This is a genomic window from Streptomyces sp. NBC_01261, from assembly GCF_036226385.1.
Classification (GTDB): domain Bacteria; phylum Actinomycetota; class Actinomycetes; order Streptomycetales; family Streptomycetaceae; genus Streptomyces.
On the sequence record NZ_CP108463.1, the window covers coordinates 2016516 to 2040437 of the forward strand.

Below are 23922 nucleotides of genomic sequence, written 5' to 3' on the forward strand. Positions count from 1 at the left end.
CTCAACCACCGGCCTGTAGGTCGAGGGTGCTGCCCTTGTCCTGCAGGTACGGCGTCGCCTGCCACTGCCCGAAGTCGAGCACCCGGCTCTGGTCCTCGGCGACGAACTTCCACGGTCCGACGTAGACGTTGTCGTGCCAGCGGTTGTGCTGCTTCTCGGTGATGGCGTCCGCCACCTTCTCGCCCTTGTACGGCGACCAGTCCGGATAGGTGCCGTAGTTGGACAGCACGGCCATGCGGTCGCACATCTCGGTGCACTTGACGACGGACTCGTCGAGGACGAAACGGTTGTCGTGGATGTCCACCCGCTGGGTCTTCCACCGGCAGTCGGAGTAGAGGGGCGCCTTGGTGATGGCGGGCTTCGAGCAGGTGGCGGTCTTCTTCACCAGCAGCGTGCAGTCACCGGACGAGGTGTTGGCCGGGCTGTTGCAGAACCGGTCGGCGTTCTCCCACAGGGTGATCCCGGACCAGTTGTCCTCCAGCACGTTCCGGTAGATCTCGATCTTGTCGGTGCGGGCCTTGACGCGTGGTTCGCCGCCGGACTCGGACAGGTAGACCGTCGCGTACGGGAAGTTGTCGCCGCCGTCGGCCGCCTTGCGGCCCTCGACCCAGTTGTTCCGCCGGATCGTGTTGCCCCGGATGACCGCGTTGTAGCTCGTCTCGTAGATCAGCGCGGCACCGTCGTTGCCCTCGATCACGTTGTTCTCGATACGGAAGTCGTTGTTGTTGGTGTCCGCCCACAGGCCGGCGCCACGGTTGTCGTGCACCCAGTTCCCGCTGATGTCGGCGCCGTCGACCTCCCAGAACTTGATGCCTCCGGTGCAGCCGCAGCCCTTCCGCTTCCGCTCCCAGTCACCGGTGTTGTTGCCCGTGATCTCGTTGCCTTCGACCACCAGGCCGGTGATACGGCCGTTGCCCTTGTACGCGTTCATGCCGTACTGGCCGTTGTCGCGCAGGCAGTCGGCGCGGACCTGCTGGCGGGCACCGGCCATCAGTCCGGCGCCGGAGTTGTCCTTGATCGTCGAGTGTTCGATGACCCACCCGTCGGCCGAGTCGTGGTTGACGACGCCCTCGTCCTGCGGCGCGACGAATCCCCGCACGGTCAGATAGCGGATGGTGACATCGGCGGCGCTGCCGGTGAAGGCGTACTGGTTGACCTTCCGGCCGTCGAGCACCGCGCCCGGCGCGCCGATGTAGTGGTCCCCCTTCTTGGGGATGACCTGGGCGTAGCGGTCCCGCTCCAGCCGGTGCGTGCCCGGCTTGAGCCAGAACGTGGTGTTCGGGGGGCTCTTCTTGGTCTTCGCCGCCAGGTCGCCGACCACCTCGGGGTCCACGGTGACCGCGCCCGCAGGCGCCTTCGCCGGTCCGGCGGCGGGGCCGGCGCACACCCGGGCCACGGACCGGGCGGCGGACGTCGCCGTGGACGGCGCGGCGTTCGGCTTCGTCGCGGCCGGGTCGCTCGACGTGCTGTCGCAGCCGGTGACCGTCAGCAGGGCCAGCACCAACGGTGTCGCCGCCAACGTCCAGTGCCGCCTGTTGATCCTCACGCGCCCCCCTGGCCGCGGAACCCGAGCACGGTGGTGAACCCGTCCACGCCGTCGGCGAAACCGGTGCCGATCAGCGTGGTGGTGGGTTCCTTGCGCCCGAATCCGGCGGAGTACCAGCCCAGCGGCGGGTCCGTCTCGCCGCGATGCGCCTGCCAGGACAGCTGCCCGGGCAGGTCGAGCACCGCGGAGCGCTCCTCACCGTCCCGGGTCCAGGTGAGCACGGCCCGGTGCCCGGCCAGGTCGGCGGCGATCGCCGGGCCGAGGTGGAACGCCAGCCGCACGTCCCGGCGCGGGCTGAGTCGGCCGCGGACCTCGTCGACGATCCTCAGCTCCTGGCTCTCGGCCGTCAGCTCCACCCGGCGGCGGTGCACCGAGCCCTGGTAGCCGTCGTGCTCGGCGGCCCAACGGGCCACCCCTTCACCGGAGTTGTCCACGTCCAGGACGCGGGTGCGGGCGTGCCGGGTCCACAGGAACGGGCCGCCGGAGACGGACTGGTCAGCGCCGTCCAGTTGCAGGGTGTTGTGGCCGAGGGTCGAGCGGAAGTACTGCCGCCACGCGGGCTGTCCGTGGTAGCAGTACGTCCCCGGGTCGGCGAGCACGTCCACGCCGTCGTGCCGGACCTCCACGGACAGCGCGTCGGCGTGGGCATGTGCGGCGATGGACAGGAAGCCGTGCGGACCGCCGTCGCAGCGGCACCAGATCTCCTCAGGACCGCGCAGGACGGTGAGCCCCGCGTCGGCGAAGTGGGCTGGCCTGGCCGCCGGGCGGGCGGTTCCGTCCTTCGTGTACGGCTGGACGAGCGCGGCCAGCAGCGGGGTGCGCACATCGGTGCCGGTCACCGTCGGCCACCAGTCGAGCCGGCCGAACACGGCGTCCCCGGTGGCGAGCAACGAGGCCCAGCGGTCGGTGCCCGCGCCGTCCAGGATCAGTCCGTATCCGTCGTCCGCGTCCCCCTGGCGGGGCGGGCGCAGCCGGTTGTCCACTACGGCGGCCAGCGCGTCGGTCATCCGCAGCAGCACCAACCGCAGCGACCCGGGCACCGGCACGCCCGCGACATCGGCCTCGGCCAGCGCGGCCAGGCCGAGTTCCAGCACGAGTCCGTGGTACTCGGTGGCCAGTTCGCGGTTGAGGCCGGAGCCGAAGGTGTTGGCGCGCAACTGCCGTTCCAGCGAGCGCAGTGCGTCGGAGCGCCAACGCGCCGACGAGGGGAACCAGTTGAACGCGCAGGCCGCGGCGAACTGCCCGGCGGTCTCGGCGATGACGTGGTTGTTCGCCGAGGATCCCCGGCTGGGGAAGGCGGCCAGCCAGCGCTGGTGGTGCCAGATCTGGTTCCGGGCCACCGGGTTGTCCTCGAACAGCTCGGCCGCGCCCGGCCAGCCGTCGAGCAGCCGCCGGATCCACACCCAGGACAGCAGCCGGATGCCCAGCTCGATCCCGCTGATCCAGTGCACACCGACCAGCGGCGGGTTGGCCGCCCACCACGACCGCAGGTGCGCGGCGACACGCTCGGCGTACCGCTCGTCCCCGGTGACCGCGTAGGCAGCGGCGAGCACGGTGAGGTACTGGTGCCGGGACGGCTCCCAGATCTGCTTGATGTCCCCGGCCACGTCCTCGTCGCGGTACGGCACGTCGAAGGCGTAGCCCGACGGGGCCCGGCGACCGGTCTTCGGGTCGTAGGACCAGTCCGGGTCGGTGAGGTCGTCGCGTTCCACCCCGAAGAACTCGACGTGCCCGGCCATCAGTTGGTCCGCCTCGGCGACGAGCCGCTTCACGGCGTCCGGCGGCACCTCGGCGACCGTGCCCGCGGGCAGGACGGCGGTGAAGCGGGCGCCGGTGACGCTCGGACAGTCCGGCCGCGCCGACCGCCAGCGCCGTCTGCGCACGGTGTCGCCCGCCCGGCCCGCGATCTCGCGCGGGCCCATCCGGGACAGCCGCCGCAGGTACCAGCCCGCGCTCATGCTCATGGCGTCCTCGCCAGCGTCACCGGCGCGCCGCCGGCCAGGCCGGCCCGCACGGCGAGGGTGGCGGCCGTGGTGGCGACCAGCGACTCCAGCGGCACCGGCATCGGTCCGCCGGTCCGAACCGCCTTGACGAACGCGGCCAGTTCGGCGTTCTGGCCCTTGTCCCGGGCCTTGGGCAGCCGCGAACTGACCCACTTCTTACCGCCGTGGACCGAGGCACGGACGAAGTCGTCGAGCCGCAGCACCTTGCCGTCCGCGACCAGGTCCAGCGTCTCCTTGGGGAACCCGGGTGCGCCGGTGGTGACGTAGCTGATGGTGGCGGTGGACCCGTCCGGGTAGCGCAGGACGACCTGGAGGTCCTCGTTGCCGGGCGCGGCCGTCGCGTACACCGAGACCGGGTCGGCGTCGAGGAGCCAGCTCGCCGTGTCGATGAAGTGGCCGCCCTCGCCGGCGAACCGCGAGCCCTCGGCGCCCTGTTGGAGGTACCAGCTGCCGTGCTGGAGCTTGCCCGCGTTGACCAGGTAGCGCAGGCTCGCCGGACCGGTCCGGGTGCCGAAGCGGTTCTTGGCCTCCTGGAGCAGCGGCGCGAACCGGCGGTTGAAGCCGACCTGGAGCCGGTCGTTGCCGGACTCCTCCACCGCCGCGAGGACGCCGGCCAGCTCGTCCTCGGTGAGGGCCAGGGGCTTCTCCACGAACACGGTCTTGCCGGCCAGGAGTGCCCGCCGGGTCAGTTCGGCGTGCGAGCTGTGCCGGGTGACCACGAACACCGCGTCGATGGACTTGTCGCCGAGCACGGCGTCGAGGTCGGTGGTCGCCTCCGCGAAGCCGAACTTCCGCTGCGCGTTGGCCGCGGACAGCGCCGTCGTGGTGACGACGGTCGACAGCTCGACGCCCTCGCGCCGGGCCAGGTGCGGCAGCAGCATCGACGTCGCGTAGTTACCCGCGCCCACGAAGGCGATCCGCACCGGCGCCTTGGCGGACCGGGCCGGGGCGACGGTCGTGCCGGTGCGTCGCACCTCGGGCACGGACACCTCCGGGGCCGCCGACTCCCCTTGTTCCGCCGCCTGTTCGGGGTAGCGGAACAGCACGGCCACGGCTTTGAGGTCGCCGTCCTTCAGGCGCTGGTACGTCTCGACGGCGTCGTCGAAGTCGGCGATGTGCGAGACCAGGGGCTCCACGTCGACCCTGCCGCGGGCGAGGAGGTCGAGGAAGCACGCCAGGTTGCGGCGCTCGGTCCAGCGCACGTAGCCGATCGGGTAGTCGCGGCCCTCCAGCTCGTACGACGGGTCGTAGCGCCCGGGGCCGTACGAGCGCGAGAACCGGACGTCGAGCTCCTTCTCGTAGTACGCGTTCCACGGCAGGTCCAGGCGGCACTTGCCGATGTCGACGACCCGGCCGCGGTCCCGGGCGAGCCGGGCGGCCAGCTCGACGGGCTGGTTGCTGCCGCCGCCTGCGGCCAGGAACACCTGGTCGACGCCGTGGCCGTCGGTGAGTTCGGCGACGGCCGCTTCCACGGCGGCGGAGGCGGGGTCGCCGCAGGCCACGGCGCCGAGGCGCTCGGCGAGTTCACAGCGCGCCGGGTCGGGGTCGGCGCCGACGACGCGGACTCCGGCGGCGGTGAGGAGCTGCACCACGAGTTGCCCGATGAGGCCGAGGCCGATGACCAGCGCCACCTCGCCGAGCTGCGGCTCGCCCTGGCGGACGCCCTGCATCGCGATCGAGCCGACGGTGCCGAAGGCCGCGTGGCGCGGCGCGAGACCGTCGGGGACGGGGGCGTAGAGGTTCTTCGGCACCCAGTTCAGCTCGGCGTGCAACGCGTGCTCGTTGCCGGCGCAGGCCACGAGGTCGCCGACCTTCACGTCGTCGATCCCGGCGCCGACCTGCTCGACCACCCCGCACAGCGAATAGCCCAGCGGCGTGTAGGAGTCCAGCTTGCCCATCACCTTGCGGTAGGTGGCGGGCACCCCGTTGGTGGCCACGCTCTGCATGACCTTGGCCACCTGGTCCGGCCGTGAGCGGGCCTTGCCCAGCATCGACATGCCGGCCTCGGAGACCTTCATGAGCTCGGTGCCGGTGGATATCAGCGAGTAGGCGCTGCGGACCAGCACACCGCCCGGCTTGCACCCCGGCACCGGAACGTCGAGCACCGCCAGCTCGCCGCTCTTGTAGTTCTGTACGACCTGCTTCACGCGAGAACTCCTCATTCCTAAGCGGTCAACCGAGTGCTCTGGCCGGACCCGGAGGTCGCGTCGCGATACCAGTACTCAAGTGTCAGTACGTGCCACAGATGCTTGGAGTAGTCCGCCTGTCCGGCAGCGTCCTCGGCGACCATCCGCGCCAGCGCGTCGCGGCGCAGGAGCCCGGAGTTGACGAGCACGCCGTCGTTGACCACCTCGCGCACCAGCGGTGCCAGGTCCCGGCTCATCCAGGCGCGCAGCGGGGCGCTGAACAGGCCCTTGGGCCGGTACACGATCTCCCGGGGGAGGATCGAGGTGGCCGCCTCCTTGAGGGCGGCCTTGCCCTGCCGTCCCACGATCTTGCGATCGCCGGGCACGGCGAACGCCGCCTTGACCACCTCGACGTCCACGTACGGCACCCGCACCTCGGTCGACGCGGCCATGCTCGACCGGTCCGTGTAGGCGAGGTTCAGGCCCGGCAGGAACATCCGGGCATCGGTCAGGCACATGCGGTTGACGAAGTCGTCGAGGTCGTTGTCCCGGTAGACGTCCGCGTGTTCGGTCAGCACGTCGTCGACCGTCCCGGCCAGATCCGGGTTGAGCAGGGCCAGCAGCTCGTCCTGGTCGTACATGGTGTAGCTGCGCCGGAACGCGGTCTCCTCCGGCAGATCGGCGAAGGACAGGAACCGCTTCGCGAAACGCACCGACCGGTAGCCGCGCCGGGCCGAGGCGACCGGCAGCCGGTCCACGACCCCGGACACCCCGCGCCGCAGAAGCCGGGGGACGCGCTGGTAGCGCAGCGCGAGCAGGTTGGCGAAGTGCTTGCGGTACCCCGCGAACAGCTCGTCCGCGCCCATCCCCGAGAGCATCACCTTGACCCCGGCCTCCCGGGCGGCCATGCAGATCAGGTACGTGTTGATCGCGGCGGGGTCGCCGATCGGCTCGTCCAGGCTGTACGTCATCTGCGGCAGCAGGTCGAGCACGTTCGGGGCGATCTCGATCTCGTGCAGGTCGACACCAAACTGCTCGGCGACCTGCCGGGCGTAGCGCAGGTCGTCCGGCATCGCCTCGAACTTGGCGTCCTCGGCACGGAACCCGATGGTGTAGGCGGAGATCCCGGGCTGGTGGCGGGCCGCCAGCGCGGTCAGATAGCTGGAGTCGAGGCCGCCGGAGAGGAAGGTCGCCACGGGTACGTCGGAGAGCAGGTGGCGCCGGGTCGACTCCTCGACGACGGCGTCGAGGTCCGGCTGTTCACCGGCCAGCGCCCGGTCCCGGCCCTCGGCGGCGACGTCCTTCAGGTTCCAGTAGCTGCCGCGCTCGACCCGGCCGTCGGGCCGGCAGCGCAGCCAGCTCCCCGGCGGCAGCTTCTCCGCCTCGCGGAACGCGCAGCGCGAGTCCGGCACCCAGTAGTAGAGGAGGGACGCCACCAGCGCCGCCTGGTCCACCTCCAGCGACTTGCCGGTCGCGGCGGCGAGCGCCTTGAGCTCGGAGGCGAACATCAGGCCCTCGCCGCGCCGGAGCAGGAACAGCGGCTTGATGCCCAACTGGTCGCGGGCGAGCACCAGTTCACCGGTCCGCTCGTCGAAGACGCCGAACGCGAACATGCCGCGCAGCCGGGGCAGGCAGTCCGTACCCCAGCGCCGCCAGGCCTCCAGGAGCACCTCGGTGTCGGAGGTGCCGCGGAAGCGCACCCCGGTGGCCGCCAGCTCGGCACGCAGTTCGGGCGCGTTGTACAGCTCGCCGTTGTACGTCAGGGCGAGGCCGTCCGAGATCATCGGCTGGGCGCCGGTCTCGGACAGGTCGATGATGGACAACCGGCGGTGCCCGAGCTGCACTTCGCCGTCACCCAGGGGGTGGCCGTAGCGGCCCGAGCCGTCCGGGCCGCGGTGGGCGAGGGTGTCGGTGAGCCGGTCGGTCACGGCCTTTCCGTCCGGCCATCGGTATGTGCCCGCGATGCCACACACGTCTACCGCACCTCCTGGTCGTTGTCCGGGACCCGTGCGGCCCGTATCGGCTGGCGTTCCGTGAGCCGCCGGCCCTCCCCCACTGCCTGCACGGCGTGGGCGGTACCCCCACCCTTCTGCCAGGTCGGCCGCTCGCTCCGGCCGCGCAGCGCGTTGGCCAGCCCGTCCCACAGCGTGCCGTCGGTCCGGTCGCGCGGATCGGGGTCGATCAGCACCACCCCGATCACCGGGATGTGCTGGTCCGCGAGCTGCCGGGCCACGGTGTGCAGCCATGCGGCGCTGCCGTGCCCGGCGCGCACGACGAGCACGGTCCGCGAGCCGAGGTGCTGGAGGTCGGTCCACGCGGTGCCGGGTGCCACCGAGCCGACGCCGATCCGCTGCTCCTGCGGGGACACGGTGGCGGCCTTCTCTCCGCCGACCACGGTGGGGTCCCCCGGTTTCGGGCGGCGGCCCGAGAGCTGCGTGCCGGGGAGACCGTCGACTACGGTCACCGGCCCGTCCTCCCCCAGTGCCCGGGCGAGACCGAGGGCGATCCCGGCCGTGCTGCGCGCGCAGCCGAGTTCCAGCAGGGAGAGCGGCTCCGCCGAGCCGCGCGCGGTGCGGGCCAGCGTGGTGGCGAGCCGTTCGCGTGCCGCCCGGGTCCGCCGGCGCTGCCACAACCTGCCGGAGCGGCGCGGCAGTTCGGCGATGACCGAGGCGCCGAGGTTCGCCGCGATGTCCCGGCGCAGCACGGGTCGGTCCGCGACCACCACGCCGACCGCGGCCAGCGCGAGCCCGAGGAACAGCCCGAGGACGAGGCCGACCACGCCGTCGGTGACTAGGGCCTTGGGCAGCGAGTGCGCCACCGCGCGCGGGGCGTCCACGATCTGCGTGCCGGCGACGAGCTGGGGCGCGCCGACGCGGGCCTCCTCGGCGCGCTGGCCGAAGTCGGAGATCTGTGAGGTGAGTTCGGCCCGCCGGGCGAAGAGCGACTCAAGGTTCGCCGCGTCCTTGGGATCGCTGTCGGGCGACCGGCCGCCGATCGACTTGTTGACGTCGGCGAGCTCCGTCTCCATACGGTCCCGCTGGTCGAGCAGGCCCTGGGCGTTGGCGTTGGCGATGTCCTGGATGCGCTTGGCGTGGTCCGCGACGAACGCCTCGGCCAGTGCCTTGGCCCGGGCCACCGCTTCCGCGTCGGTCTTGCCCGTCACATCGATCTGGAGGACGTTGTTGGTCAGTCCGGTGCCCCGGTAGTCCTTCATGAAGTCCTCGGGTTTCTCCGGGGACTTGAGGATCCGCAGGGCCTGGCCGGCGATCCGTGTGGTCGCCAGCAGCTGGGCGTCGGTGCGGATCAGCGTTCCGGTGTCGTTCGGCTGGTCCTCCTGATGCGCGACCAGCACCTTGGTCACCGCGGCCGGTGCCGGCGGCAGCAGGACCGCCACGGCCGCGCCGGCCAGTATCCCGAGGAGCGCCATGGCGCCCCACAGACGGCGGCGTCTGCGCACCGCGACCACCAGCGCCTGGAGGTCGAGGAGCGGGGTGGCGGCCGACGACTCCGAAGTCGTGCTCGTCGTCACGCTGGATCTCCTGTCGCGTGGCCGTGTACCGCGAACGTCAAAGTGGCGTCGTCGGAAAGCCGGTCGGCGGTTTCGGTCGGTCGGGTGCGGACCGTGCCGGCGACGACGACGCCGACGAGCTCGTGGCCGCCGTCCGCGCACGCCTCGGCGATGCCGGCGAGTTCCCCGGCGGTCCAGCTCCCGGCGCTGAGGACGGCGAGGGCACCGGACTCGGTGTCGCGGTCCGGCACGATCGGCCGGTCCACCGAGACCTCCACCACCCGCAGCCGCGGGTCGCCGGAGGCCTCGGCGACGAGCTGTCCGGCGGCCAGCCGGGCGACCTCGTCGCCTTCCGGTACGACGACCAGCAGCCGCCGGGGGGCGGGCAGTTGGTCCCGGAGGCGGGTGCACACGCGCCGGTAGCGGAGCCGCCGCTCGGCCTCGTCGCCGGACCGCTGCGGGGCCGGTGTGTCCCACTGGGTGTCGATGCCGAGAAGGCGGCGGAGCCGGGCCCGCGAGCCGTGGCTCTCGGGCCGGTGCCCGTGCCGTTCGCCGGGCACGTCGACGGTGCCGAGGAACGGCGAGCCGAGCGCCGCGGCGATCTCCGGTTCGGTGCGCAGCCGGCGGCTCACCCGTGCGGCGGCGAGATGGCCGACGATCGCGAGCACGAAGAACAGCAGCGCCCCGGCGACGATGAGCTGCGTCCTCGTCGGCGCCGCCGCTCCGGTCGGCCGGGGGGCCGGCCCCATGACGACCATGCTGGCCTTGGCGCTCGCCGGGTTGGCCTCCTCCAGCTTCTTCATGGCGTCCTGCAACCCGGTGCGCAGCCCCTCCAGCTCGGTGCGGGCCTGCACGCTCTCCACGGTCTGTCCCGGATCCGCCGAGTCGGCCAGATCGGTGATACGGCGGTTGGTCTCGGCCACCTGCTTCCGCAGCGCTTCCGTCGCCGTGTCCGCCGCGGGGTCGGTGCTGCCGCCCGCGATACGGGTGGCGAAGGTGACGAACTGCTGGGCCAGCTGGTCGGAGAGCCGCTGCGCGCGCTCCGGGGTGTCGGCCGTGCCGGAGACCTTGATGATGTTTCCGTCGTCCGCCTTGGCACTCACGTCTTTCTGCAGTTCGGTGCCGTTGACGCCGCGCCAGTCGAGCGCGTCGGCCGCGCGGTCGACCACCGCCGAGCTGGTGGCGATGTCCACCTGGGTCAGCAGTTCGCGTTCTTCCCACTGGCCCGGCAGCAGCACCGATGCCTCTGCCGTGTAGCGCGGCGGAAGCAGCAGCACCGAGGTGCCGTAGCCGAAGAGCGCGCCCGCTACGGCGAGGACGGCGAGGAGCCGCCACCGCCGACGGAGAATCCGTCCGATCGTGACCAGACGGATCGTGTCCTCATTCAATGGTGCGGCCTCTTCCCCGTACGGACCGGCCCATCCGCGGACACCGGGGCTTGGTCCCGGCAGGCGGCGGCATAGGCGGCGAGCAATGACGCTTGCGAGTTCTCCCAGGACAGCGGCCCGCTGACCCGCTCCTGGCCGATCTTGCCCATCCGGGCCCGCTTCTCGGGATCGTCGAGGAGCAGCGCGATGAGCTTGGCGAACTGGGCCTCGTCGTCGTCGGGCGCGTAGACGGCGGCGTCACCGGCGGAGACGCGCGCCTCCCGGAGGTCGAACGAGACGATCGGCCGTCCCATCGCCATGTACTCCAGGACCTTGTTCATGGTCGACACGTCGTTGAGCGGATTGCACGGGTCGGGGGAAAGGCACACGTCCGCGGTGCACAGGTAGCGCACCAGGTCGGCGTCCGGGATGCGCCCGGTGAACTGCACCTGCTCGGAGAGACCGAGTCGCCGGGCCAGCTCCACCATCGCGTCGAAGGCGTCGCCGGCGCCGACGAAGACCGCGTGCCAGTCGGTGCGCCCGAGCTCGTCGCGCAGCTTCGCGAGGGCCCGCAAGGCGTAGTCGACACCGTCCTGCGGGCCCATGACGCCGAGGTAGCACAGCAGATGAGGCTTGCCGCGCTTCAACTCCGGTTCCGGCGGCACCGGTTGGAACCGGTCGGTCGCGGGCGCGCTGCGCACCACGAAGACGTCCTCCGGCCGCTTGCCGCCACGGCGCAGCGCGACGTCCCGGTAGCTCTCGTTCGTGGCGAGCACGATGTCCGCGGCCCGGTAGGTCCGCCTCTCCAGCGCGCACACGGCGCGGTAGAGCAGGTCCTCGCCGCGGTCGAACCGGGAGAGGTACAGCTCGGGAACCAGGTCGTGCTGGTCGAAGACGAACCGCGCGCCGCGCCGCTTCATCCACAGCGCGGGCAGGAACAGCAGGTCGGGCGGGTTGCAGGCGTGGACCACGTCGACCGGGCCGACCTTGCGGGCCAACCGGACCGTGTGCCACAGCGCCGATCCGTACTCCCGCAGGTAGCCGGCCGGCCCTCCGGTGGCCGCGCGCAACGGGTAGCGGTGGATCCGCACCCCGTCGATCACGGCTTCCGGCTCCGTGTCCCGTTTCTCCCCCTGGGGGCAGATGACGTGCACCTCCCAGCCCGCGTCGCGCAGCGTGGTGCACTCCTGCCACACCCGCCGGTCGAACGGCACCGAGAGGTTCTCCACCAGGATCAGCGCGCGCCGGTTCGACCCGTCGCGGCTGACTGCGTTACCAAGCAAGGCCCATGTACCCCGGTTCGGTCCGGCGCGTATCGGCGTCGGGAAGGTGGATGAGGTCGACGATCATCGGTCCGCCCGCATGGGGCAGCGCCGACACCACGGCAGGATCCTTGGTCCCCACCAGGCACACCTCGGCGTGCTCCAGCACCTCGTCGACGGAGTCGGCGAGCAGCTGCGCGAGATGCGGCAGCCGGCTCTCGATGTACTCGCGGTTCGCGCCGAGCAGCCGGGAGAGGCTCACGTTGGCGTCGTAGATCTTGAGGTCGTAGCCCTTGCCGAAGAGTCTCTCCGCCAGCTCGACGAGCGGGCTCTCCCTGAGGTCGTCGGTGCCGGGCTTGAAGGACAGTCCGAACAGGCCCACCTTGCGTTTGCCGGTGCGCTCGACCAGGTCCACCGCGCGCTGCAGATGGTCGGAGTTGGAGGCCAGCACGTGGGAGAGGATGGGCACCGAGACGTCGGCCCGCTGCGCCGCGTGGACCAGACTGCGCAGGTCCTTGGGCAGGCAGGAACCGCCGAAGGCGAAGCCGGGCCGCAGGTAGGCGGGGCTGATGTTCAGCTTGCGGTCGGCCAGGAACACGTCCATCACCTGGTGCGAGTCCACCCCGAGCGCCTGACACACCGAGCCCAGCTCGTTCGCGAAGCCGATCTTGAGGCCGTGGAACGCGTTGTCCGCGTACTTGATCGCCTCGGCGGTCGGGATCGGCACCCGGAACACCTCGCCGGGCAGGCCGTCGTACAGCGCCGCCAGCGCGTCGCCGCTCGCCGGGTCGAGCTCGCCGATGACGGTCTTGGGCGGGTCGAAGAAGTCCTGCACGCTCGTGCCCTCGCGCAGGAACTCCGGGTTGACCGCGACCCCGAAGTCCACCCCGGCCGTGCCGCCGACGTTCTTCTCCAGGATCGGCACCAGCAGGTTCAGGCAGGTGCCCGGGAGCATGGTGCTGCGGAACACGACGGTCTGGCGCCCGCCCCGCTCGGCGAGCGCGGCGCCGATCTGTTCGGTGACCCGCTCCAAGTACGTGGTGCACAGGCTGCCGTTGGGCTCCGACGGCGTGCCCACGCAGATCAGCGACACCTCACTGCCCATGATCGCCTCGCGGACATCACCGGTGGCGCGGAGCGCTCCGGTCCGCACGACCTCGGCGATCAGCTCGCCGATCCGCTCCTCGACCACCGGGGCCTTGCCGTCGTTGACCAGGTCGACCTTCACCTGGTTGACGTCCACCCCGATGACCTCGTGCCCCATGCTGGCCAGGCACGCGGCCGACACACAGCCCACGTAGCCGAGCCCGAAAACGCTGACTCTCATGCCCCGTCTCTCCCCCCAGTCAGGCCCTTGCGGCCTGAGGTCCGCGCGTCGGTCGGACGACCCCCGCGCATCAGTAGGCCCCCTGCCCGTGGAGCACGGCACGCAGTGTCTTCCACAAGATCACCGTGTCCAGGGCTAGCGACCAGTCCTCCACGTAGCGCAGGTCGAGGCGGACCGCCTCCTCCCACGGCAGGTCGCTGCGTCCGCTGATCTGCCACAGGCCGGTGAGCCCGGGCTTGACCAGCAACCGCCGCCGGATGTCCGGGCCGTACGCGGCGGACTCCTCCGGCAGCGGGGGCCGCGGTCCGACGAGCGACATCGATCCGGTGAGCACGTTGAAGAGCTGCGGGAGCTCGTCGAGCGAGTACCGGCGCAGCACCGCTCCCACCCGGGTCACCCGCGGATCCCGGCGGAGCTTGAACAGCAGGCCCGCGCCCTCGTTCCGGTCGGCCAGGTCCCGACGTGCCCCGTGGGCCCCGGTGACCATGGTGCGGAACTTGACGATCGTGAACTCACGGCCGTCCTTGCCGACCCTGCGCTGGCGATAGATCGCCCCGCCCCGGCTGTCCATCAGCACCAGCAGGCCGACGACGACCATCAGCGGCGCGAACACCACCAGCAGAATCGTTGCGCCTACCCGGTCGACGACCCCCTTGATCGCCCGGCGGCCCCCACTGAAGGTCGGCATGCTGACCCGCAGCAGCGGGATTCCGAGCACCGCGTCGACATGCAGGCGCGGGCCGGCCACCTCCATCAGCACGGGGGCCACGATCATCTCGGCGTCGCTGCCTTCGAGGTTCCAGGCCAGCCGCTGCAGCCGGTCCGGTGACCAGTGCGGGTCCGGGGTGACGGCGACGACACGGTAGCCGTCGTGACGGACGTGCTTGGCGACGTCCTCCAGCAGACCTATGACCGGCACACCGTCCAACTGGTCACCGTCGAGTCCGCCTTGCTCGCCGTCGATCCCACGGCCGTCCGTCGTGCACACCGCCTCCACCCGCCAGCCGAGGTGCGGGAACTTGCGAGTGCGATTGATCAGGTCGCGCACCGTGTCCGGGCTCCCGGCAGCGAGCACCGGTCTCAGGCACCGTCCGTCGTTGCGCTGTTTGTGCAGCCAGAGTCGGAGCAGATACCGCTCGGTCATGGTGACGAGCGCGATCGCCGGGATCGCGACGAAGATCCAGAGCTTGATGTTGCGCGAGGTCAGGGCGATCCCACCGAGCGCCAGCACGACGGTCGCCGTGAACAGCGAGCGTCCGAGCCGACGGAATTCCTCGGCACCCTGGCCGAGCACGGCCGGAGCCCACGAACGGCTCACCGCGAGCGCCCCCAGCACCAGCAACTGGGTGCCGAATGCGAGAATCTCCCATTTCTCATGCCAGTTGGCCGCGTCCCGGGCCCCGAAGAAGTCACCGATCGCCGCCACCACGAAGGCGGTGGCCACGGTGTCGCTGATGATCACGGTACGTCGGTACCGCTGCTCCCAGTCGGTCGCGGGCTGGCTGATCGCCCCGTTCGCCAGACGCTCGCGCGCCGACGGAAAAGGGCCGAGTATTCCCCCCTGCCGCACAGAACCCCCCAAGGTCCCCAGTGTTTCGGCGTCACCGCCGCACACTGTTTCGCCCCCTGCGGAGGGTCCCCGCCCCCCGCACTGTGCCTCCCCTAGGGAGGCCCCCCACTGCGCTGTTCCCCCTCAGAAGGCCACCGCCCCCGGCGTATGGCATCCCGACTGTCGCAGAGCTATGTGAACACCCCGGAAACCCGTCGGGACTTCGGGTGCTCCCCGCGCACCAAGTCCCTCGTGAGCTCCGAGAATTGATCACCCCCACGTCCGGCGCGAGAGACGCGGCCACTGGCCGCCCACAACGCCGAACCCATAGATCACCTTTTGTCGCCTGGTGTCCCACCATGCGAAAGCACGGTCAATCTAGACCATCTGGGGGCGCCTGGAGAGAGGTCTGTGTGGACTTTGTGCTCAATATTTGCAGGCGGGTCCATAGATCGACGACCGCCCACGGGTGCTTTGGTGACGGAAAACGTGCGGTACGCCCTGCGACGGCGGGAGTTCTCCGAGCCGACGACACCGGCCGTCCGAGGCGTCCCGGCACTGATCGAGGACACCCGGAAACAGGTCATCACCGCTCCGTTTACGCAGGCAGACGCCGAGGACGACCTCGCCCGGCTCGTCGCCGTCGACTCCGAGATCGTGCGCGCCGACCAGTGCGCTCCCGAGACCGGCCACGGCCGTGCCGGGTGCCCAACCGGCCAACCCACATGTCTGTGTGGCGCATTCCTCGCGAGCCGTCCGACCCCACCTCAGAAGGCAGAACATGCGCGCGGAGGTGCCACAAGGGCCGATCGGCTCGCCCCACGCGAACCCCGTGGCGGATCCGGTGGCCGGTCGCCGGCCTTCGCCGGTACGGCAGCGCGACAAGATCACGTCGAAGACCGCACACCAAGCCGACCGAGAGGACCCGCCGAAGCGGCCGAAGTGGCCTCGATCTCCGCAGACACGACAAAGACCGCCTTCCCATCGCTGAGAAAACGGCCTCTGACCTGCGACTTCAAAAGTCGGGACGACAGGATTTGAACCTGCGACCCCTTGACCCCCAGTCAAGTGCGCTACCAAGCTGCGCCACGTCCCGTTGCCCGTCTGACCTGGGGTTTCCCCTGGTTGAACGCGCATGGAAACAATACCGCACTCCCGTCGGTGATCGCGCACGCCTTTATCCGTGGTCCGGGGTCGCCTTCGGCCGACTCCACCCGCACCGCTTGACCTGAAGTTTGGTTGAGGTTGCACGATCGTCCGCATGACGACGACCACCACGGAACACAACCGCCTCTACACGTACGGCGATCTGCCCCGCCTCATGGGGCTGATGACCGGCGACGAGAAGCACGGTCCGGCGGCGACCTCGACGCTGGACGTGCTGTGGGTCCTCTACGACCGGGTGCTACGGGTCGGCCCGGAGCGGATGGACGCCCCCGAGCGGGACCGGTTCCTGCTGTCCAAGGGGCACGGTCCGATGGCCTACTACGCGGTGCTGGCCGCCAAGGGATTCGTACCGGTGGAGTGGCTCCCGGACTTCGGATCCTACGACTCGCCGCTCGGGCACCACCCCGACCGGGTACTGGTGCCCGGCGCCGAGATCGGCAGCGGGTCGCTCGGACACGGGCTGCCGATCGCCATCGGGACGGCACTGGGACTCCGTGCCCAGGGTCGTACCGAACCCCGGGTCTGGGTGCTGGTCGGGGACGCCGAACTGGACGAGGGCAGCAACCACGAGGCCATCGCGTTCGCCGGGCCCGCCGGACTGGACCGGCTGCACACCGTTGTCGTCGACAACTCCTCCGCCAGCCATGCCCGGCCCGGCGGTATCGCCGCCCGCTTCGAGGCCGCGGGCTGGTCCGCGGTGACGGTCGACGGCCGTGACCACGAAGCGCTGTACGCCGCCTTCACCGCACCGCACCCCGGCCGACCGCATGTGGTCGTGGCCCGGGTGGAACCGAAGTCCGCCTGATCGTCCCTCCCCGTCCTCCTCCCCTCCCCCTCACCAGCACATCGAGAAAGGCACCCCATGGACACCATGCGTGACCGGTTCGCCCCGGTCGTCTCCCGGCTGCTCGACGAGGACCCGCGGGTCGCGGTCGTGCTCGCCGAGATCGGCAGGGACGGCTTCGCGGACGCCCGACTCCGGCACCCCGAGCGGGTGATCAACGTAGGCATCCGCGAGCAGCTCCTCGTCGGGGCGGGCGCGGGACTCGCGCTGACCGGGATGCGTCCGGTCGTGCACACCTTCGCGAGTTTCCTCGTCGAGCGGCCCTTCGAGCAGCTCAAGCTGGACCTCGGGCACCAGGACGTCGGCGCGGTGCTGGTGAGCGCGGCGGCCTCCTTCGACTGGCCCGCCGGCGGGTTCACGCACATGGCTCCGGGCGATGTGGCCCTCCTAGACACCCTGGACGGCTGGACCGTCCATGTGCCGGGCCACCCGGACGAGGCCGAGACCCTGCTACGGCACGCGGTCGCCGCGGGCGACGACAAGGTGTACGTACGACTCTCCGTCCAGTCGAACGCGGACGCTCTCCCGGTCGACGGCACGCGCTTCCTCACCGTCCGCGAGGGTTGCTCCGGCGTGGTCGTCGCCGTCGGACCGATGCTCGACGCCGTCCTCGCCGCGACGGAGGGCCTCGACATCACCGTCCTGTACGCCACGACCGTACGGCCCTTCGACGCGGACGCGCTGCGCGCCGCCACCCGGAATGCCGGAACGGACGTCGTCCTCGTCGAGCCGTATCTCGCGGGCACGTCGACAGCAGCCGCGAACGACGCACTCGCCGACGTGCCCCACCGCGTGCTCGGCCTGGGCGTCGGCCGCGCCGAACTCCGGCGCTACGGCACCGTCGCCGAACACCTCACCGCCCACGGCCTCGACGCACGGACGCTGCGCGAACGGATCGGCGGCTTCGCAGGAAGCGGTGCGCGGGCGGCCGTACGGGGCTAAGGCCGCGCCGCGCGACAACATCCAGGCCCACTCCCCCTTCTCCCCCGCCGAGCCCATCGCCGTCGCCGTCAACTCTCTTGCGGACACGCCCGTTCACGTATCGCCGCGTCGCTCGGGGCACTCGCCCCAATCGCCCCTCTCTGACCGACCGGTATCGCGTCAGCCCGTATCAACCCACGTACGGCAGGCACCAGGAGCAGAGCGGTCGGCACCGCGAGACTCATCGCCCCCGCGACGAGCAGCACATGGTCGGCACCGATCCCCGCAGCCGCGGGGCCCGCCAAGGCCTGGCCGACGGGCATCATCGCGAGGGAGCCCGCCACGTCGTACGCGTGGATGCGGTTGAGGACGTCCGGTGGGACCTGGGTCTGGACACTGGTCGCCCACATCACGCCCCAGAAGGACATCCCCACCCCGGCGACAGCGGCGCCGGCCGCCATGGCCGGTACGCCGAGTCCCGCCCCGACGGTCGCCGGGAAACCGGCGAAGGCGAAGAGGGCGATCGCACCGGCGCGCAGCATACGGCGGGGGCGCAGCCGCAGGGCGAGGAGTCCGCCCACGACGGTGCCCGCGCCGAGGGCCGAGTTGATCAGGCCGTAGGCGCGCGGGCCGTGTTGTTGCACCAGCTCTGTCGCCACGAGCGGAACGGTCGGTCCCCAGACCGCGATCATGTAGAGGCACCACACGGCGATGACTGCCCAGAGCCACGTGCGTGATCTGAACTCCCGCCATCCCTCGACCAGATCGGCCTTGAAGGCGCCCGACCCGTGCCCCGGCTCGCGGCTGCCCGGTGAAAGCGGGGGCAGCCGGAGCAGCAGGAGACAGAGGGCGCTGACCGCGTAGGTGGCGGCGTGGGCCGCGAACACGCCGCCGGGCGAGGTGAATCCGACGAGCAGGCCCGCCACAGCCGGCCCCGCGAGTTGGGCGGCGGACTCGGCGATGCGTATCGCGCCGTTCGCGCCCTGGATGTCGGAGGCGAGTCGCGGCACCGTACTCGCCACGCCGGGTTGGAACACCGCGCCCGCGACGCCGTTGGCAAAGCCGATCGCGCAGATCTCCCAGAGCACGACGTGGCCGGTGAAGAAGAGCGCGGCGGCGAGGGACTGGGTGCCGAGGCGCACCAGGTCGGCGCCGATCATCAGCTTGCGGGTGCTGAACCGGTCCGCGATCACGCCGCCGAAGACGACGAGTCCCGCGAAGGCGGCGGCCGTGGAGGCCATGGCGAGGCCTACCGCGCCCGCGCCGTACCCGTGTTCCAGGAGGCCCGCGGCGAGGGCCACGGGCAGCATGGTGTCGCCGAGCCGGGCGACGGCGCGGGCCACGAAGAACAGCGCGAAGTCCCTTGACCAGACGGGCCGTTCGTCACCCCCGGCGCCCCTCTTCGCCGACCCCGCGACGGCTTCGGCGCGCCTTCTCGCATCCTCTCCGGCAACGATGTCATCACCGTCACCGACCGCCCCGACCGACCGCATCCCCCACCGCTCCGTCCCCCGACCGCCGCCCCCGGAGCGCCCCGCCGGTGCTCATGACATCTGGCTCAGCATCGTCGCCGTGGGAGCCGGATCCCCCTCCGTCCCGGCTCCCACTCCGCTTTCGGATGATGCCACGCGGCACTGACAACGCCCGAGGGAATTTCAGTCGCCGGACCCGGACGGGAGGCCCAACTCCGGGTGGGCGTCCAGGAGTCGGGGCGGGGCCGCCTGGCGCCAGGAGTCGGCGAGGATGTCACGGAGTTCGTCCTCGCTGTCCAGCGCGGAGAGGCGGGCCCGGACCCAGGCGAAGCCCGCCTCGTGGTCGGCGACCCAGAACTTCCCCGGCTCCGCCAGGACCAGTTCGTCGCGCTCCTCCTTGGGACAGCGCACCGCGATGGAGGTCTCCTCCTCGGGCACGGTGACGAACATCTTTCCGGCGACCCGGAAGGTGGGCATGTTCCAGGCGATCTTCTCCGTCGTGTCCGGGAGGGAGAGGGCGATACGGCGTACGTCTTCGGCATCCGGCATGACTCGCAAGATAGCGGCTGCCACTGACAATCACCTGGTGAGAGTGCCCGCCCCCAAGTCCGCCTCGGCGCCCGCCTCCGCATCCGACCGGACGCGCGCCGCTCTCCCCTCCCCCACGCGCTTGTAGTAGAGCGCCGTCGGCCGCAGGACCCCGGTCGGGCTCGCCGCGTAGTCCGGGATCACGCCGGCCCGGGTCCAGCCTGCCGAGCGGTACAGGTGCTCGGCGGGGCTGTCGGTCTCGGTGTCGAGGTGGAGGAGGGTGATGCCGGCGGCGATGGCCGCGTCCTCGGCGACGGTCAGAAGCCGACGGCCGAGCCCCGATCCCCTGGCCTCCCTGTGCACCATCAGCTTGACCAACTCGGCACGGTGACGGCTGTTGGGCCTGCCGGGGAAGGCCAGGCTCACCGTGCCGACGACCCGGTCGCCGCTCAGCGCCACCCACACGGCGAGTTGACCGGCGGTCACACCGTCGGCTCGCTCTCGCCACCAGTCGACGGCCGCCGTTCGGCCGAGCGGGGCGAGGAACCCGATGGAGGCGCCGTCGTCCACGGTGTCGGTGAGCAGGTCCGCCAACTCATCGACGGCGGCGAGCAGTTGAGACGCGTCCAGAACCCGCACCGTCACCTTCATCTCCATCTCCATCTCCATCTCCATCGTCACGGCAACACCACCGCCAGTACGTAGCGCACGTCGTCAGGCCCCGCGCACCGGAACCGCGTCGGCCCCCACACCCGCAACCGCAGACAGTCACCGGCGTCCAGATGGTGCTCGGTGTCCTGGGCCGTCACGTCGAGGGCGCCCTCCAGCACCCAGATGTGCTGTTCCAGGCCGGGCACGGGCGGCCGGTCGTAGGCGAGGTCGGCGCCCGCGCGGAGGCGCCCCTCGACGAGTTCGCCGCGCAGCCCGGTGTGCGGGGGCGACACGGATCGTCGTACGAAACCGGAGGCCCGGTCCTCCCACACGGGTTGCTCGGCGGCGCGGACCAGCGGGGCGGGTTCGGCCTCCACCTCGCTGAGGAGTTGGGACATGGTGCGGCCGTAGACGCCGCACAGGCGGTTGAGGAGCGAGGCGGTGGGGCTGATCTCGGCGCGTTCGGCACGGGACAGGGTCGACCGGCTCACCCCGGTGCGTTCCGCCAACTCCCCCAGGGACCAGCCGTGTTGGGCGCGCAGTTCGGCGAGCCGGGCGCCGAGTCGGATGTCCACCGGGTCGGTGGTCGTCGCGACCGTTTCCTCAGATCTCATATTCGGGACGGTATCCCGAATATGAGACGACGAGGTTACGTCCGAGCCACTTCTTCCAATGCGTCCAGTACCGGGCGGATCAGCGGGTGCTCCTCCGTGCCGCGCCGTACGGCGGCGAAGACCCGGCGGGTCGGGGCGACTCCGTCGACGGGCCGGACGACGACTCCGGTCAGGTCCATGCCGCGGAGCGCCGAGCGGGGGACGAGGGCCACACCCGCGTCGGCCGAGGCGAGGGCGACCACGGCGCGGAAGTCGTCGGAGGAGTGTTCGAGGCGGGGCTGGAATCCGGCGTTCTCGCAGGCCAGGACGACGACCTCGTGGCAGGGGTTGCCGGGGTAGGGACCGATCCACGAGTCCTTGGCCAACTCGGCGAGGGGAACTTCATCGGCGTCGGCGAGGCGGTGGGTGACCGGCACGACCGCGTCGAACGGCTCGGCGTAGAGCGGGAGATGGGTCAGGCGCGGGTCGTCGGCGGGCGGCGCGCCGCGGTACTCGACGGCGACCGCGACATCCACCTGCCGGTCCAGCACCATGGGCAGACTGGCGTCGCCCTCGGCATCCTGGACCCGGATGCGGATACCGGGCGCGAGGTGGGAGAGCCGGGTCACCGCAGGCGCTACGACCTGTGCGATACCGGTCGCGAACGCGGCGACGGTGACCGTGCCGGCCGCGCCCGAACTGTACGCGGCGAGCTCCGCCTCGGCCCGCTCCAGCTGAGCCAGGACCACGTTGGTATGACTGAGCAGAATCTCACCGGCCGGAGTCAGCCGCACCCCCTTGGCACCACGCTCGACCAGCCGGTGCCCGGTTTCCTGCTCCAGCGCGGCAAGCTGCTGCGAGACCGCCGAGGGCGTGAGATACAACGCGGCGGCCGCCGCCGTCACGGTGCGGTGGTCGGCCACCGCACGGAGGATATGGAGCCGCCGCGCTTCGATCATGGGACCGATTATCGCAATATGTCCGAGGGGCCGGGCGAACACGGGGCGGCCCTGGGGCCGGGTCGGGTTCCGGGGCAAGGTCGAGGTCCCTGGCGAGGTCGGGGTCGAACCGTTGGGCCTGGTCCGGGACCGAGTGCGGGGCGGGGGCGGGGTGCGGGGGCGGGGCCCGGGTGCGGGGCCGGGGTCTCGGGCGAGGTCGGGGCCCGAGTCGGATCCCGGGGCCCGGTCCGCGTCAGGCACCGGGACCGGGACCGGGTCGGAGTGCGGGGCGGAGTCCCCGAGTGCGAGTCAGGGTCCGAGTCCGGGCCGGGGTCTCGGGCGAGGTTGGGGTCGGGGGCCGGTCCGGGTCGGAGTGTGGGTCGGAGTCCGGGACCGGGCACAGCTTGGGTTCCGGAACCGGGTGCGGGGCGGGGTCCGAGTCGATCGGATCAGCCCTCCAGCTCCGGCCACCCGCTCCGCCCTCAGCCTCCGCCGCTCAGCCCACCAACTCCGGCCGCCGGCTCAACCGCCCGGGTCCACTCTCCGCCGCAGTCCCAAGCCCCGCCTTCCGACGCTGGCCCCCACCCTCCAGCCCCGCCTTCCGACCCTGGCTTCCAGTTCCGCTCTCGGCCTCAGCCCTCCACCACGACCCTCCACCTCAGCCCGCCAGCTCCGCCCTCGACCCCGACCTCCGCCCGACCCCAGCCTCGGTCCTCCGCCACGCCACTCAGCTTCAGCCCGCCGACCACACGCTCCGACCCGAGCACCGCCCACAGCCACAGCCCCCGCCTCACAGCCCTTCGGCTCCGCCCCGGCCCCCGCCGTCCAACCCACCCCGGGCCTCCGACACAGCCCCCGAGCCCCGCCCTCAACCTCACCCCCCGCAGCTCACCCCTCCAGCTCAGCCCGCGCAGCGACAAACGCGTCCACCGCCCGATTCACATCCTCCGTAGAGTGCGCAGCCGACAACTGCACCCGAATCCGAGCCTGCCCCTGCGGCACCACCGGATACGAGAAGCCGATGACATACACCCCCCGCTCCAGCAACAGCTCCGCCATCCGCCCCGCCACCGTCGCGTCGCCGATCATCACGGGTGCGATCGCATGGTCACCGGCGAGGATGTCGAAGCCCTCCTCGGTCATCCTCCGGCGGAACAACGCGGTGTTCTCGGCGAGTTGGACGCGCAGATCGTCCGCCGACTCCAGCAGGTCGAGCACCTTGAGCGACGCCGCCGCGATCACCGGAGCCAGGGTGTTCGAGAAGAGGTACGGCCGGGAGCGCTGGCGGAGCAGGGCGACGATCTCCGCGCGGGCGGCGACGTAGCCGCCGGAGGCACCACCCAGGGCCTTGCCGAGGGTGCCGGTGATGATGTCGACGCGGTCCATGACGCCGTGCAGTTCGGGGGTGCCCCGGCCGCCGGGGCCGACGAAGCCGACGGCGTGGGAGTCGTCCACCATGACCATCGCGTCGTAGCGGTCGGCAAGGTCGCAGATCTCGCGCAACGGGGCGACGTAACCGTCCATGGAGAAGACGCCGTCGGTGACGATCAGCTTCCTGCGCGCACCCGACGCCTCCTTCAACTGCCGTTCCAGATCGGCCATGTCGCGGTTGGCGTAACGCAGGCGGCGGGCCTTGGAGAGGCGGATGCCGTCGATGATCGAGGCGTGGTTGAGGGCGTCGGAGATGACCGCGTCCTCCGGGCCCAACAGGGTTTCGAAGACACCGCCGTTGGCGTCGAAGCAGGAGGAGTAGAGGATCGTGTCCTCCTGGCCGAGGAACGTGGCCAGCCGGGCCTCAAGTTCCTTGTGGACCTCCTGGGTTCCGCAGATGAAGCGCACGGACGCCATGCCGTAGCCCCAGCGGTCGAGGGCCGCGTGCGCGGCGGCGACGACCTCGGGGTGGTCGGCGAGGCCGAGGTAGTTGTTGGCGCAGAAGTTGAGGACCTCGCCGGGGCGCCCGCCCCCGGTGACGTTCACGGTCGCGGACTGCGGTGAGCCGATCACGCGCTCGGGCTTGTGGAGTCCGGCGGCGCGGATCTCGTCGAGGGTGGCGCGGAGGTCGTCGCGCACGGAGTCGAACATGGGGGAAGCTCCTAAAGTTCCTTCACCGAGGGGGAGTT

The 23922-nt window shown here is 71.3% G+C and carries 17 protein-coding genes and 1 tRNA gene; 2 read left to right on the forward strand and 16 right to left on the reverse strand.

What is annotated here, in order from left to right; translation table 11 throughout:
• Position 1: 1 nt before the first annotated feature.
• The 10 genes from OG226_RS08855 to OG226_RS08900 form a co-directional block, all read right to left on the reverse strand.
• Positions 2 to 1546 (reverse strand): right-handed parallel beta-helix repeat-containing protein, encoded by a 1545-nt coding sequence (locus OG226_RS08855; protein WP_329348519.1) that lies wholly within the window; start codon positions 1544 to 1546, stop codon positions 2 to 4.
• On the reverse strand, positions 1543 to 3510 hold the full coding sequence (locus OG226_RS08860; protein WP_329348520.1) for a heparinase II/III family protein: 1968 nt from the start codon (positions 3508 to 3510) through the stop codon (positions 1543 to 1545). Before OG226_RS08860 ends, OG226_RS08855 begins: the two co-directional genes overlap by 4 nt.
• A complete protein-coding gene (locus OG226_RS08865) occupies positions 3507 to 5696 on the reverse strand; it encodes a bi-domain-containing oxidoreductase (RefSeq protein WP_328676170.1) in 2190 nt (729 codons plus the stop codon). Before OG226_RS08865 ends, OG226_RS08860 begins: the two co-directional genes overlap by 4 nt.
• Positions 5697 to 5713: 17 nt before the next feature.
• Positions 5714 to 7648, reverse strand: coding sequence for an asparagine synthase (glutamine-hydrolyzing) (gene asnB, locus OG226_RS08870; RefSeq protein WP_329348521.1), 1935 nt, complete (start codon positions 7646 to 7648; stop codon positions 5714 to 5716).
• 2 nt (positions 7649 to 7650) lie between these two features.
• A complete protein-coding gene (locus OG226_RS08875; protein WP_329348522.1) occupies positions 7651 to 9204 on the reverse strand; it encodes a Wzz/FepE/Etk N-terminal domain-containing protein in 1554 nt (517 codons plus the stop codon).
• A complete protein-coding gene (locus tag OG226_RS08880) occupies positions 9201 to 10571 on the reverse strand; it encodes a Wzz/FepE/Etk N-terminal domain-containing protein (RefSeq protein WP_328676173.1) in 1371 nt (456 codons plus the stop codon). The genes OG226_RS08875 and OG226_RS08880 overlap by 4 nt, the downstream gene beginning before the upstream one ends.
• Positions 10568 to 11833, reverse strand: a complete 1266-nt coding sequence (locus OG226_RS08885; RefSeq protein ID WP_328676174.1) for a glycosyltransferase family 4 protein — start codon at positions 11831 to 11833, stop codon at positions 10568 to 10570. Before OG226_RS08885 ends, OG226_RS08880 begins: the two co-directional genes overlap by 4 nt.
• On the reverse strand, positions 11823 to 13139 hold the full coding sequence (locus tag OG226_RS08890) for a nucleotide sugar dehydrogenase (protein ID WP_328676175.1): 1317 nt from the start codon (positions 13137 to 13139) through the stop codon (positions 11823 to 11825). Before OG226_RS08890 ends, OG226_RS08885 begins: the two co-directional genes overlap by 11 nt.
• A gap of 70 nt (positions 13140 to 13209) precedes the next feature.
• The gene (locus tag OG226_RS08895) at positions 13210 to 14709 is read right to left on the reverse strand and encodes a sugar transferase (RefSeq protein ID WP_443066988.1); all 1500 of its coding nucleotides are present in this window, start codon (positions 14707 to 14709) and stop codon (positions 13210 to 13212) included.
• A 1001-nt stretch (positions 14710 to 15710) separates the two neighbouring features.
• Positions 15711 to 15784, reverse strand: a tRNA-Pro gene (locus tag OG226_RS08900).
• Between the two features lie 165 nt (positions 15785 to 15949).
• Here OG226_RS08900 and OG226_RS08905 point away from each other — a divergent pair.
• Positions 15950 to 16660: a transketolase gene (locus OG226_RS08905; RefSeq protein WP_329348523.1), complete on the forward strand. Its 711-nt coding sequence runs from the start codon at positions 15950 to 15952 to the stop codon at positions 16658 to 16660.
• A 57-nt stretch (positions 16661 to 16717) separates the two neighbouring features.
• On the forward strand, positions 16718 to 17641 hold the full coding sequence (locus OG226_RS08910; protein WP_329348524.1) for a transketolase family protein: 924 nt from the start codon (positions 16718 to 16720) through the stop codon (positions 17639 to 17641).
• Positions 17642 to 17709: 68 nt separating this feature from the next.
• On the opposite strand, the gene OG226_RS08915 is transcribed toward OG226_RS08910, so the two are convergent.
• The 6 genes from OG226_RS08915 to OG226_RS08940 form a co-directional block, all read right to left on the reverse strand.
• Entirely contained in the window at positions 17710 to 19113 is a 1404-nt protein-coding gene (locus tag OG226_RS08915; protein ID WP_329348525.1) for an MFS transporter, read from the reverse strand.
• A gap of 162 nt (positions 19114 to 19275) precedes the next feature.
• On the reverse strand, positions 19276 to 19641 hold the full coding sequence (locus tag OG226_RS08920) for an MmcQ/YjbR family DNA-binding protein (protein WP_328676179.1): 366 nt from the start codon (positions 19639 to 19641) through the stop codon (positions 19276 to 19278).
• A 30-nt stretch (positions 19642 to 19671) separates the two neighbouring features.
• Positions 19672 to 20295, reverse strand: coding sequence for a GNAT family N-acetyltransferase (locus tag OG226_RS08925; protein ID WP_329353345.1), 624 nt, complete (start codon positions 20293 to 20295; stop codon positions 19672 to 19674).
• A gap of 2 nt (positions 20296 to 20297) precedes the next feature.
• A complete protein-coding gene (locus OG226_RS08930) occupies positions 20298 to 20885 on the reverse strand; it encodes a helix-turn-helix domain-containing protein (protein ID WP_329348526.1) in 588 nt (195 codons plus the stop codon).
• A 35-nt stretch (positions 20886 to 20920) separates the two neighbouring features.
• The gene (locus tag OG226_RS08935) at positions 20921 to 21823 is read right to left on the reverse strand and encodes a LysR family transcriptional regulator (protein WP_328676181.1); all 903 of its coding nucleotides are present in this window, start codon (positions 21821 to 21823) and stop codon (positions 20921 to 20923) included.
• Positions 21824 to 22690: 867 nt separating this feature from the next.
• On the reverse strand, positions 22691 to 23884 hold the full coding sequence (locus tag OG226_RS08940) for a glycine C-acetyltransferase (RefSeq protein ID WP_328676182.1): 1194 nt from the start codon (positions 23882 to 23884) through the stop codon (positions 22691 to 22693).
• Positions 23885 to 23922: the final 38 nt, after the last annotated feature.